Annotated in this window: 7 protein-coding genes; all 7 read right to left on the bottom strand. The window is 66.4% G+C overall.

The genetic code is table 11. The features are described from left to right. The coding region (locus DLJ49_RS11755; RefSeq protein WP_115393748.1) for an elongation factor Tu at window positions 1-719 on the bottom strand (719 nt) is incomplete at its 3' end. A 96-nt stretch (window positions 720-815) separates the two neighbouring features. Continuing rightward, window positions 816-2,957, bottom strand: coding sequence for an elongation factor G (gene fusA, locus DLJ49_RS11760; RefSeq protein ID WP_115393749.1), 2,142 nt, complete (start codon window positions 2,955-2,957; stop codon window positions 816-818). Between the two features lie 42 nt (window positions 2,958-2,999). Next, window positions 3,000-3,470: a 30S ribosomal protein S7 gene (gene rpsG, locus DLJ49_RS11765; RefSeq protein ID WP_115393750.1), complete on the bottom strand. Its 471-nt coding sequence runs from the start codon at window positions 3,468-3,470 to the stop codon at window positions 3,000-3,002. Between the two features lie 13 nt (window positions 3,471-3,483). After that, window positions 3,484-3,855 (bottom strand): 30S ribosomal protein S12, encoded by a 372-nt coding sequence (gene rpsL, locus DLJ49_RS11770; protein ID WP_115393751.1) that lies wholly within the window; start codon window positions 3,853-3,855, stop codon window positions 3,484-3,486. 244 nt (window positions 3,856-4,099) lie between these two features. After that, entirely contained in the window at window positions 4,100-5,026 is a 927-nt protein-coding gene (locus DLJ49_RS11775) for a DMT family transporter (RefSeq protein WP_115393752.1), read from the bottom strand. 192 nt (window positions 5,027-5,218) lie between these two features. Next, window positions 5,219-9,463, bottom strand: a complete 4,245-nt coding sequence (gene rpoC, locus DLJ49_RS11780; RefSeq protein WP_115393753.1) for a DNA-directed RNA polymerase subunit beta' — start codon at window positions 9,461-9,463, stop codon at window positions 5,219-5,221. Window positions 9,464-9,555: 92 nt separating this feature from the next. Then, window positions 9,556-13,689: a DNA-directed RNA polymerase subunit beta gene (gene rpoB / locus DLJ49_RS11785; protein WP_115393754.1), complete on the bottom strand. Its 4,134-nt coding sequence runs from the start codon at window positions 13,687-13,689 to the stop codon at window positions 9,556-9,558. Between the last annotated feature and the right edge of the window lie 85 nt (window positions 13,690-13,774).

Here is a 13,774-nt window from a genome sequence, read left to right on the forward strand (position 1 = left end):
ATCTCGTCGCCCACGTTGATCACGCCCCGCTCGACGCGGCCCGTCACCACCGTGCCGCGGCCCGAGATCGAGAACACGTCCTCGATCGGCATCAGGAACGGCTGGTCGATCGGCCGCTCGGGGGTGGGGATGTACTCGTCCACAGCCGCCAGAAGCTCGCGGATCTTCTCCTCGCCGATCTCGGGGCTGTTGCCCTCCATCGCCGCCAGCGCCGAGCCGGCGATGATCGGGATGTCGTCGCCGGGGAAGTCGTAGGAGGACAGCAGCTCACGCACCTCCATCTCGACGAGCTCCAGCAGTTCCTCGTCGTCGACCTGGTCGACCTTGTTGAGGAACACCACCAGCGCCGGCACGCCCACCTGCCGCGCCAGCAGGATGTGCTCGCGCGTCTGCGGCATCGGCCCGTCGGCGGCGTTGACCACCAGGATCGCGCCGTCCATCTGCGCCGCGCCCGTGATCATGTTCTTCACGTAGTCGGCGTGGCCGGGGCAGTCGACATGGGCGTAGTGGCGGTTGTCGGTCTCGTACTCGACATGCGCCGTCGAGATCGTGATCCCGCGCGCCTTTTCCTCCGGCGCGCCGTCGATCTGGTCGTAGGCCCGGAAATCACCGAAATACTTCGTGATCGCCGCCGTCAGCGTCGTCTTGCCGTGATCGACGTGACCGATCGTGCCGATGTTCACGTGCGGCTTCGTGCGTTCGAACTTCTGCTTCGCCATCTCTCGTCTCCTTGGTCGGGCGGCGGGGGGACCCCGCCCTACGGGTGGTGGGTAGGGCGGGGTTCACCCCGCCATCCCGTCATTGGGTTGGGGCCGTCACGCGTACTTGGCCTGGATCTCTTCCGAGATGTTCTGCGGCACCGGCTCGTAATGGTCGAACAGCATCGTGAACTGCGCGCGCCCCGAGGACATCGACCGCAGGTTGTTGATGTAGCCGAACATGTTGGCCAGCGGCACGAAGGCGTCGATGACGATCGCGTTGCCGCGCGGCGCCTGCCCCTGGACCTGGCCACGCCGCGAGGTAAGATCGCCGATGACGTTGCCCGTGTACTCCTCGGGCGTGACGACCTCGACCTTCATGATCGGCTCCAGCAGAAGCGCGCCGGCCTTCTTGAGACCCTCGCGCATGCACATCCGGCTGGCGATCTCGAAGGCCAGGACCGACGAGTCGACGTCGTGATACTTGCCGTCGACAAGCGCCACCTTGAAGTCGATCACCGGGAAGCCGGCGAGCGGCCCCGAGTCCATCACCGACTGGATGCCCTTCTCGACGCCGGGCACATATTCCTTCGGCACCGCGCCGCCGACGATGCGGCTCTCGAAGCTGTAGCCCTCGCCCGGCTCGGTCGGCGCGATCTCGAGCTGCACCTCGGCAAACTGGCCCGAACCGCCGGTCTGCTTCTTGTGCGTGTAGGTGTGGGTGATCGCCTGCCGGATCGTCTCACGGTAGGCGACCTGCGGGGCGCCGATATTGGCCTCGACCTTGAACTCGCGCTTCAGGCGGTCGACCAGGATGTCGAGGTGGAGCTCGCCCATCCCCTTCATGATGGTCTGTCCCGACTCGAGATCGGTCTCGACGCGGAACGACGGGTCCTCGGCAGCGAGCCGCTGCAGGCCGGCCGACATCTTTTCCTGGTCGGCCTTCGTCTTGGGCTCGACGGCGATCTCGATCACCGGATCGGGGAACGTCATCGTCTCGAGCACGACCTGCTTGTTGGCGTCGCACAGGGTGTCGCCGGTCGTCGTCTCCTTCAGGCCGGCGAGCGCGATGATGTCGCCCGAGCCCGCCCAGTCGATCTCTTCGCGGGAGTTCGAGTGCATCATCATCATCCGGCCGATGCGCTCGCGCTTGCCCTTGGTCGAGTTCATGACGCTGTCGCCCTTCTTCATCATGCCCGAATAGATCCGGGTGAAGGTGAGCGAGCCCACGAACGGGTCGTTCATGATCTTGAACGCGAGGCCGGCGAAGGGCTGGTCGTCGCCCGGACGGCGCTCGATGTTGCGCGTCTCGGTCTCGTCGTCGGGGGCAAAGCCCATGTAGGGAGGCACGTCGAGCGGCCCCGGCAGGTAGTCGATCACCGCGTTCAGCATGGGCTGGACGCCCTTGTTCTTGAACGCCGAGCCCGCGAGGACCGGCACGAACGACATCGACAGCGTGCCCTTGCGGATCAGGCTGCGGAGCGTAGGCATGTCGGGCTCTTCGCCGTCGAGGTACTTCTCCATCGCGTCGTCGTCCATCTCGACGGCGAGTTCGACGAGCTTGCCGCGCCATTCCTCGGCCTCGGCCCGCATGTCTTCGCGCACGTCGCGGACGACCCAGGAAGCGCCGAGGTCTTCGCCCTGCCAGACCCACTCCTTCATGGCCACCAGGTCGATGATGCCTTCGAGCTTGTCCTCCGCCCCGATCGGCAGCTGGATCGGCGCGGGCGTGGCGCCCGTGCGGTCCTGGATCATGCGAACGCAGTTGAAGAAGTCGGCGCCGATCTTGTCCATCTTGTTGACGAACACGATGCGGGGCACCTTGTAGCGGTCGGCCTGGCGCCAGACCGTCTCGGTCTGCGGCTCGACGCCGGCATTGGCGTCGAGCACCGCCACGGCACCGTCGAGTACGGCCAGCGAGCGCTCCACCTCGATGGTGAAGTCGACGTGGCCGGGCGTGTCGATGATGTTGAAGCGGAAGCGTGCCTCTTCCGGGGTATCGCCGTAGATACCAGTCGGGTTCTGGCCATCCTCGGTGCGGAACCAGAAGGTTGTCGTCGCGGCCGAGGTGATGGTGATGCCGCGCTCCTGCTCCTGCTCCATCCAGTCCATCGTCGCGGCGCCGTCATGCACCTCGCCGATCTTGTGCGACTTTCCGGTGTAGAACAGGATCCGCTCGGTCGTCGTCGTCTTGCCGGCGTCGATATGCGCCATGATACCGAAGTTGCGGTACCGCTCGAGGGAATATTCGCGTTGCATCGGGGGTTCGCTCCTCAGGGCGAAGGGTAGGGGGCGACGGGATTACCAGCGATAGTGGCTGAACGCCTTGTTGGCGTCGGCCATCTTGTGGGTGTCCTCGCGCTTCTTCACGGCGGCGCCGCGCGACTGAACCGCGTCCGACAACTCGCCGGCGAGGCGCTCTTCCATCGTGTTCTCGTTGCGCTTGCGCGCAGCGTCGATCAGCCAGCGAATGGCCAGCGCCTCGCGCCGCTCGGGCCGCACCTCGACGGGCACCTGGTAGGTGGCGCCGCCCACCCGGCGCGAGCGCACCTCGACGGCAGGCTTCACGTTGTCGAGCGCCTCGGCGAAGACCTCGATCGGGGAGCGCTTCAGCCGGCTCTCGACCCGATCCAGCGCGCCGTACACGATGCTCTCTGCGACAGACTTCTTGCCGTCGTACATCAGGTTGTTCATGAACTTGGTCAGCACCTTGTCGCCGTACTTGGCGTCAGGCAGGACTTCGCGTTTTTCGGCGCGGTGACGACGGGACATCGTTTACGTCTCCTTACTTCGGGCGCTTGGCGCCGTACTTCGACCGGCGCTGCTTGCGATCTTTCACGCCCTGCGTGTCGAGCACGCCGCGCAGGATGTGGTAGCGCACGCCCGGCAGGTCCTTGACGCGGCCGCCGCGGATCAGCACCACCGAATGCTCCTGCAGGTTGTGCTTTTCGCCGGGGATGTAGCTGATCACCTCGTAGCCGTTGGTCAGACGCACCTTGGCCACCTTCCGCATGGCCGAGTTCGGCTTCTTCGGCGTGTTGGTGTAGACCCGGGTGCAGACGCCGCGCTTCTGCGGGTTGCCCTCGAGGTGCATCGACTTGTTCGACCGTTTCTTGGGCTGCCGCGGCTTGCGGATCAGCTGCTGGATCGTCGGCATTCGGTTCCCCGTCTCGTCTCTCGGTGGCCCGGGCCCGGGCCCGCGCCGCATGTCTGGCCCCCGCCTCGCGGGGATGGGTGACGCGCCTCGCACCAATGCAAAACGCAACCACCGCATACGCTCCCGAAGCTCTGGGAACGGCGCGGTGGGACCTCAGAGGATCGGGGCACGAGGCCCGGATCATGACCACTTCGGTTCTGTAAGCCGAGCCGGGCAGAAGGCCGCGCGGCCGGGTGAGCGCGCTTTAGAGAGAATCGGGATGAGTGTCAACACGGGGTTTCCGCGGCACCCTGGCCGGCGCGGCGCGGGCAAGCTGCCGCTCCCGCCAGAGAGTGAAGGCCCCCGTCGCCACCACCAGCGCGGCGCCGACGAGCGTCAGGGGCGTGGGCCAGTCGCCAAAGACGACGTAGCCGAGGATCAGGGCGACGACCAGCCCCGTGTAGCGGAACGGCGCCACCACGGCGAGCTCGCCCACGCGCATCGCCGTCACGCTGAGGATATAGGCGAGCAGGATCGTGCCGGCGGCCCCGAGCAGAAGGCCGGCCGAGGCAGCGGAAACAGGCGCCCAGGGCTGCATCGCCGCGACGAGACCGAACGTGACGGTGACGCCCGCCGACGCGACGAAGGCGACCGTGAGCGATGGCAGGGCGCCGGACATGCGCCGAACGGCCAGGTCGCGCACCGTGACGCAGGCGACGGCCGCGAGCACGTAGAGAGAGTAGATCGTGAAGCCTTCGGTGCCCGGCCGAACGATCAGCAGCACGCCGGCGAAGCCTACCAGGATCGCCGTCAGCCGCCGCCAGCCCAGGGGCTCGCGGAACACGACCGCGCCGGCAAGCGTGACGGCGAGCGGCAAGGCCTGCAGGATCGCCGTGGCATTGGCGAGCGGCATGTTGAAGAGCGCGGTCAGAAAGAAATAGACCGCGCCGATCTCTCCGGCGGTGCGCAGCGCGAGCAGGCCCAGGTCGCGGCGCGGCAGGCGCAGGCGCAGCCGGCCCATGGCGCGGGCGAGCGCGAGCATCGCCGCGCTGGTGGCGAGCCCGCGCAGGAAGATCGCCTGCGCCAGCGGCAGCTCGCCCGCAAGCGTCTTCATGAAGGTGTCGTTGACGGTGAAGGCGGCCATGCTCCCCATCATCAGGAGCGCCCCCTTCGCATTGTCGGTCAGGGCCATGCGCCCCGATTAGCAGCGCCACGCGCGGACCGGAAGCGCAGCGCTCGGAACGGGGGAAGGCGCTTGGCAAAGCGCCTTGCCGCGCCGCGCGGCGCGGCAACGCCCTTTCAAGGGCGTTCCTCCGACCAGAGGGCGGGAAAAGGAAAGGCCCCGCCGGGGCGGGGCCTTTCAAAAGCGTCCGGGCCGTTGCTCTCAGAAGTCGCGGCTCTCCGGCGTGCCCACCAGCATGTCGCTGTCGTCGCCGCCCACCACGTCGTCGATCGGCGCGGCGAGCTGGGCGGCGGCCTCGGCCTCGGCCCGGCGCTGCTCGATCACCCTGGCGTCCCGGTCCTGCGCGATGCGACGCACGCGCTGCGTCGCCCCCCCCGTACCGGCAGGGATAAGACGGCCCACGATCACGTTCTCCTTCAGGCCGACGAGCTTGTCGCGCTTGCCCTGCACCGAGGCTTCGGTGAGCACCCGCGTCGTCTCCTGGAACGACGCCGCCGAGATGAACGAGCGGGTCTGCAGCGACGCCTTGGTGATGCCGAGCAGGATCGGCTGCGCATCGGCCGGGCGCCGCCCCTCGGCCACCGCCTTGGCGTTGGCCTCCTCGAGCTCGGGCTTGTCGACATGCTCGCCCTTGAGCAGCGTCGTCTCTCCCGAGTCGAGGATCTCCCACTTCTGGAGCATCTGGCGAACGATGACCTCGATGTGCTTGTCGTTGATCTTCACGCCCTGCAGGCGATAGACCTCCTGCACCTCGTTGATCATGTAATCGGCCAGCGCCTCGACACCCATGATCGCCAGGATGTCATGCGGCGCCGGGTTGCCGTCCATGATGTAGTCGCCCTTCTGGATGAAATCGCCCTCCTGGACGGGGATGTGCTTGCCCTTGGGCACCATGTACTCGACCGGTTCGAGGCTGTCGTCCGCCGGCACGATCGCGATCCGCCGCTTGTTCTTGTAGTCGCGGCCGAACTTAACGTAACCGTCGATCTCTGCGATGATGGCGTGGTCCTTGGGCCGGCGCGCCTCGAACAGCTCGGCCACCCGCGGCAGACCGCCGGTGATGTCCTTGGTCTTGGCGCCCTCGCGCGGGATCCGCGCCACCACGTCGCCAGCGTCGACATGCTGCCCGTCCTCGACCGACAGGATCGCGTCGACCGACATCGGGTAGGTCACCGGGTTGCCGGCATCGTTGCGCACCGGGTCTCCGGTCTCGGGGTCGACGATCAGGATCTCGGGCTTGAGATCGTTGCCCTTGGGCGCGGCGCGCCAGTCCGACACGATCTTCTGCGTCATGCCGGTGGCATCGTCGGTCTCCTCGCGCACGGCGATACCGCTGACGAGGTCGACGAACTTCGCCGTGCCGCTCTTCTCGGCGATGATCGGCAGGTTGTAGGGATCCCACTCGAAGAGCTTGTCGCCCCGCTCGATCTGCCGCCCCGCCTCGACGAACAGCTTGGTGCCGTAGCCGATCTTGTAGGTCGCCCGCTCCACCTCGTTCTCGTCGACGATGGCGAGCTGCATGTTGCGGCCCATCACCACGATCTCGCCCGCCGTGTTGGTGATCACGTTGGCATTGTGGAACACGATCCGACCGGCCTGCCCTGCCTCCTGGAAGGATTGCTGGCCGCCCTGCGCGACGCCGCCGATGTGGAAGGTCCGCATCGTCAGCTGCGTGCCGGGCTCGCCGATCGACTGGGCGGCGATGATGCCCACCGCCTCGCCGACGTTCACCATCGTGCCGCGGGCCAGGTCGCGCCCGTAGCACATGGCACAGACGCCCTCCTCCGCCTCGCAGGTCAGCGGCGAGCGCAGGCGTGCCGAGGCGACGCCGGTCTGCTCGATCTCGTCCGCCGAGCGCTCGTCGATCAGCTCGCCCGCGCGCACGATCACCTCGCTCTCGCCGGGCACGAGGATGTCCTCGGCCGCGACCCGGCCGAGGACGCGCTCGCCGAGCGAGGCCACCACCTCGCCGTCGTTGACCTGTGCCTCCATCGTGATCGCGCGGTCGGTACCGCAATCGTGGCTGCGCACGATGCAGTCCTGTGCCACGTCGACGAGGCGGCGGGTCAGATAGCCCGAGTTCGCGGTCTTGAGCGCGGTATCCGAAAGACCCTTTCGCGCGCCGTGGGTGGAGTTGAAGTACTCCAGCACGGTCAGGCCTTCCTTGAAGTTCGAGATGATCGGCGTCTCGATGATCTCTCCGCTGGGCTTGGCCATCAGGCCACGCATGCCCCCGAGCTGCTTCATCTGGGTGACCGAGCCCCGGGCGCCGGAATGGGCCATCATGTAGATCGAGTTCGGCTCCTGCTCGGCGCCGCTCTCGTCCTTACGCTTGGCCGAGATCGTCTCCATCATCGCCTCGGTCACCTTGTCGTTGCACTTCGACCAGGCGTCGACGACCTTGTTGTATTTCTCGCCCTGGGTGATCAGGCCGTCCATGTACTGCTGCTCGAAATCCTTCACGTGCTTGCGCGTCTCGTCGACGATCGACCACTTGGTTTCGGGGATCACCATGTCGTCCTTGCCGAAGCTGATGCCGGCGCGGAACGCCTCCTTGAACCCGATCGACATGATCTGATCGCAGAAGATGACCGATTCCTTCTGCCCGCAATAGCGGTAGACGGTATCGATCACGCGCTGCACGTCCTTCTTCCGAAGGAGCTGGTTGACCAGCTCGAACGGCGCCTTGGCGTTCAGCGGCAGGAGCGCGCCGAGGCGCACGCGGCCCGGCGTCGTCTCGAAGCGGCGGAACACCTCCTGTCCGGTCTCGTCGATCTGCTTGATCCGGCACTGGATCTTCGTGTGCAGGTGCACCGCACCCGCCTCGAGAGCGTGCTCGACCTCCTCGACAGAGCCAAAGACCATGCCCTCGCCGGGCATCCCCTCGCGCTCCATCGAGATGTAGTACAGACCGAGGATCATGTCCTGGCTGGGCACGATGATCGGCGCGCCGTTGGCGGGGCTGAGCACGTTGTTCGTGCTCATCATCAGCACCCGCGCCTCGAGCTGGGCCTCGAGCGACAGAGGCACGTGCACCGCCATCTGGTCACCGTCGAAGTCGGCGTTGAAGGCCGAGCAGACCAGCGGGTGCAGCTGGATCGCCTTGCCCTCGATCAGCACCGGCTCGAACGCCTGGATGCCGAGGCGGTGGAGCGTCGGCGCGCGGTTGAGCAGCACCGGGTGCTCGCGGATCACCTCGTCGAGGATGTCCCAGACCTCGGGCCGCTCCTTCTCGACGAGCTTCTTGGCCTGCTTGACGGTGGACGACAGGCCCTTCGCCTCCAGCCGCGAATAGATGAACGGCTTGAACAGCTCGAGCGCCATCTTCTTGGGCAGGCCGCACTGGTGCAGCTTGAGCTCGGGGCCGGTCACGATCACCGAACGGCCCGAGAAATCGACCCGCTTGCCGAGCAGGTTCTGGCGGAACCGCCCCTGCTTGCCCTTCAGCATGTCCGACAGGGACTTGAGCGGGCGCTTGTTGGCGCCGGTGATGACGCGGCCGCGACGGCCGTTGTCGAACAGCGCATCGACCGATTCCTGCAGCATCCGCTTCTCGTTGCGGATGATGATGTCGGGCGCGCGCAGCTCGATCAGCCGCTTGAGGCGGTTGTTGCGGTTGATCACCCGGCGGTACAGGTCGTTGAGGTCCGACGTTGCGAAGCGGCCGCCATCGAGCGGCACCAGCGGGCGCAGCTCGGGCGGAATGACCGGGATCACGGTCATGATCATCCATTCCGGGCGGTTGCCGGACTCGATGAAGTTCTCGATGATCTTGAGCCGCTTGATGATCTTCTTGGGCTTAAGCTCGCCGGTCGCCTCGGCCAGCTCCTCGCGCAGGCGCTCGGCCTCGCCCTCCAGATCGACCGCCGCCAGCATCTCGCGGATCGCCTCGGCGCCGATATTGGCGGTGAAGGCGTCCATCCCGTACTGGTCCTGCGCGTCCATGTACTCTTCCTCGGTCAGCATCTGACCGTAGGAGAGGTCCGTCAGGCCCGGCTCGATCACCACGTAGTTCTCGAAGTAGAGCACGCGCTCGAGATCACGCAGGGTCATGTCGAGCATCAGGCCGATGCGCGAAGGCAGCGACTTGAGGAACCAGATGTGCGCCACCGGAGCGGCGAGCTCGATATGGCCCATCCGCTCGCGGCGCACCTTCTGCAGCGTCACCTCGACGCCGCACTTCTCGCAGACGACGCCGCGATACTTCATGCGCTTGTACTTGCCGCAAAGGCACTCGTAATCCTTGATCGGCCCGAAGATGCGGGCGCAGAACAGCCCGTCGCGCTCGGGCTTGAACGTGCGGTAGTTGATCGTCTCGGGCTTCTTGATCTCGCCGTAGGACCAGCTGAGAATCCGCTCGGGGCTCGCCAGCGAGACCTTGATCTCGTCGAAGACCTTGGGCGGGGTCAGCGGGTTGAACGGGTTGTTGGTGATTTCCTGGTTCATAGGGGTCCTCGGGGGCTGGCAGAGGGGAAGGGACGCGCCGGCAGCCGGACTTTCTGGAAAGTCCGGCCCGGGGAGAATTTCCTAGAAAATTCTCAATCCTCCTCCTCCGCATCCAGGAGTTCCATGTTGAGGCCCAGGCCGCGGACCTCCTTGACGAGAACGTTGAACGATTCCGGCACGCCGGCCTCGAAATTGTCCTCGCCCTTGACGATGCTCTCGTAGACCTTGGTGCGGCCGGCCACGTCGTCGGATTTCACCGTCAGCATCTCCTGCAGGGTGTAGGCCGCGCCGTAGGCCTCGAGCGCCCAGACCTCCATCTCGCCGAAGCGCTGGCCGCCGAACTGCGCCTTGCCGCCCAGCGGCTGCTGCGTGACGAGGCTGTAGGGTCCGGTCGAGCGGGCGTGGATCTTGTCGTCGACGAGGTGGTGGAGCTTGAGCAGATACTTGATCCCCACCGTGACCGGGCGGGCGAACTGCTCGCCGGTACGACCGTCGAACAGGACGGACTGCCCCGATTCGTCGAAGCCGGCGCGACGGAGCTGCTCGTTCACGTCGGGCTCCTTCGCCCCGTCGAAGACGGGGGTGGCGATGGGCACGCCGCGGGTGACGTTCTCGGCCGCGGTGATCAGCGCGTCCTGCTCCATCCCCTCGATCCCTTCGTCGAAGACGTCGTCGCCGTAGGCGAGCTTCATGGCATCCTTGACCGGGGCCATGTCGCCCGAGCGGCGATACTCGGCCAGCGCCTCGTCGATCTTGATGCCGAGGCCGCGGCTCGCCCAGCCCATGTGCGTCTCGAGGATCTGGCCCACGTTCATTCGGGACGGCACGCCAAGCGGGTTGAGCACGAAATCGACGGTGGTGCCGTCGGAGAGGAACGGCATGTCCTCCTCGGGCACGACCTTCGAGATGACGCCCTTGTTGCCGTGACGGCCGGCCATCTTGTCGCCGGGCTGCAGCTTGCGCTTCACCGCGATGAAGACCTTGACCATCTTCATCACGCCCGGCGGCAGGTCGTCGCCGCGGCGGACCTTGTCGACCTTGTCCTCGAAACGGGCCTCGAGCACGCGCTTCTGCGCCTCGAACTGCTCGTTGAGGGCCTCGACGATCTGCGCGTCAGCCTCTTCGGCCAGCGCCAGCTGCCACCATTGCCCGCGGGACAGCGTCTCCAGCAGATCCTCGGTGATCTCGGAGTTCGGCTTGACGCCCTTCGGCCCCTTCACCGCGGTCTTGCCGAGGATCAGCGCCTTCAGGCGAGCGTAGATGTTGCGCTCGAGGATGGCGAGCTCGTCGTCGCGGTCGCGCGCGAGGCGTTCGACCTCTTCGCGCTCGATCTGCAGCGCGCGCTCGTCCTTCTCGACACCGTGGCGGTTGAAGACGCGCACCTCGACCACCGTGCCGTAATCGCCCGGCGGCAGGCGCAGCGAGGTGTCGCGCACGTCCGACGCCTTCTCGCCGAAGATGGCGCGCAGCAGCTTCTCCTCCGGCGTCATCGGGCTTTCGCCCTTGGGCGTGATCTTGCCCACGAGGATGTCGCCCGGCCCCACCTCGGCGCCGATATAGACGATGCCCGCCTCGTCGAGGTTGCGCAGCGCCTCCTCGCCGACATTCGGGATGTCGCGGGTGATCTCTTCCGGCCCAAGCTTGGTGTCGCGCGCCGCCACCTCGTATTCCTCGATGTGGATCGAGGTGAACACGTCGTCCTTGGCGATCCGCTCCGAGATGAGGATCGAATCCTCGTAGTTGTAGCCGTTCCACGGCATGAACGCGACGACCACGTTCTTGCCGAGCGCCAGTTCGCCGAGATCGGTCGACGGGCCGTCGGCGATCACCTCGCCCTTCTCCACCCGGTCGCCCACGTTCACCAGCGGGCGCTGGTTGATCGCGGTGTTCTGGTTCGAGCGCTGGAACTTGCGCAGGCGGTAGATGTCCACCCCCGGATCGCCCGGCTCGAGATCATCGGTCGCGCGGACGACGATCCGCTGCGCGTCGACCTGGTCGATGACGCCGCCGCGGCGGGCCATGATCGAGGCGCCGGAGTCGCGCGCCACGACGCCCTCGATACCGGTGCCGACGAGCGGCGCCTCGGCCTGCAGCAGCGGCACGGCCTGCCGCTGCATGTTCGAGCCCATCAGCGCGCGGTTGGCGTCGTCGTTCTCGAGGAACGGGATGAGCGAGGCCGCGACCGACACGAGCTGCTTGGGCGACACGTCGATCAGGTCGACGTTCTCGTTCGGCGCGAGCAGGTATTCGCCGGCCTGCCGCGTCGAGACGAGGTCGTTCACGAAACGGCCCTCGTCGTCGAGCCGCGCGTTGGCCTGGGCCACGGTGTGCCGCATCTCCTCGGTGGCGGACATGTAGTGGACCTCGTCGGTCACCTGCCCCTCGTTCACCACCCGGTAGGGCGTCTCGATGAAGCCGTACTTATTCACCCGCGCGAAGGTGGCGAGCGAGTTGATCAGGCCGATATTCGGCCCCTCCGGCGTCTCGATCGGGCACATCCGGCCGTAATGGGTGGGGTGCACGTCGCGCACCTCGAAGCCCGCGCGCTCGCGCGTCAGGCCGCCCGGCCCGAGCGCCGAGAGGCGGCGCTTGTGCGTCACCTCCGACAGCGGGTTCGTCTGGTCCATGAACTGCGACAGCTGCGACGAGCCGAAGAACTCGCGCACCGCCGCCGCCGCCGGCTTGGCGTTGATCAGATCCTGCGGCATGACCGTGTCGATCTCGACCGAGCTCATCCGCTCCTTGATCGCGCGCTCCATCCGCAGGAGGCCGACGCGGTACTGGTTCTCCATCAGCTCGCCGACCGAGCGCACCCGGCGGTTGCCGAGATGGTCGATGTCGTCGATCTCGCCCTTGCCGTCGCGCAACTCCACGAGCGCCTTGACGCAGGCCACGATGTCGGCATGACGCAGCGTGCGCTGGGTGTCGGGCGCGTCGAGGTCGAGCCGCATGTTCATCTTGACCCGGCCCACGGCAGAGAGATCGTACCGCTCGGCGTCGAAGAACAGCGAGTCGAACAGCGTGCTGGCGGCCTCGACCGTCGGCGGCTCGCCCGGACGCATGACACGATAGATGTCGAGCAGGGCCGTGTTGCGGTTGAGGTTCTTGTCGGCCGCCATGGTGTTGCGGATATACGGACCGACGTTGATGTTATCGATGTCGAGCACGGGGATGTCGGTGATGCCGGCGTCCAGCAGCTCCTTCAGGGTGCCGCCGGTCACGTCGCCATGCTTGTCGATCTCCCACGTCAGCTCGTCGCCGGCCTCGACGTAGATCGCGCCGGTCTCCTCGTTGATGATGTCCTTGGCGGCGAAGCGGCCGATGATCTGGTCGAAGGGCACCAGGAGCTCGGTGACCTTGCCCTCCTCGATCAACTGCTTCACGGCGCGCGGCGTCACCTTCTTGCCGGCCTCGGCGATCACCTCGCCGGTGGCGGCATCGACGAGATCGTAGGGCGGGCGGGTACCGCGGACGCGCTCGGGGAAGAACTTGGTCACCCAGCCGTTGCCTTCGCGGCGGAAGGACACGGTCTCGTAATAGGCGTCCATGATGCCTTCCTGGTCCATGCCGAGGGCATAGAGCAGGGTGGTCACCGGCAGCTTCCGGCGCCGGTCGATGCGGGCGAAGACGAGATCCTTGGCGTCGAACTCGAAGTCGAGCCACGAGCCGCGATAGGGGATGATGCGGCAGGCGAACAGCAGCTTGCCCGAGCTGTGCGTCTTGCCCTTGTCATGGTCGAAGAACACGCCGGGCGAGCGGTGCATCTGGCTGACGATGACGCGCTCGGTGCCGTTGACGATGAAGGTGCCGTTCGGCGTCATGAGCGGCATGTCGCCCATGAACACGTCCTGTTCCTTGATGTCCTTCACCGACTTGGCGCCGGTATCCTCGTCGACGTCGAACACGATCAGGCGCAGCGTGACCTTGAGCGGCGCGGCGTAGGTCATGTCGCGCTGCTGGCACTCCTCGACGTCGTACTTGGGGCGCTCGAGCTCGTACTTCACGAACTCCAGAACGGCCGTCTCGTTGAAATCCTTGATCGGGAAGACGGACTGGAACGTGCCCATCAGGCCCTCGCCCTCGGCGGGTTCGGGGCCTTCGCCCGATTTGAGGAAGAGGTCGTAGGAGGATTTCTGAACCTCGATGAGGTTCGGCATCTCCAGAACCTCGCGGATTTTCCCGTAGTACTTGCGGAGTCGCTTCTGTCCGAGGAAGGTCTGCGCCATGTGCGAGTCGGTCCCTTGTCGTATCGGTGCGGCGTCCGGCGGGCAGACGGAGGCCGTCACGTTACGGTCTGTTCGCTTCCATTCC

Origin of the sequence: Rhodovulum sp. 12E13 (assembly GCF_003340565.1) — a bacterium.
Classification (GTDB): domain Bacteria; phylum Pseudomonadota; class Alphaproteobacteria; order Rhodobacterales; family Rhodobacteraceae; genus HLUCCA09.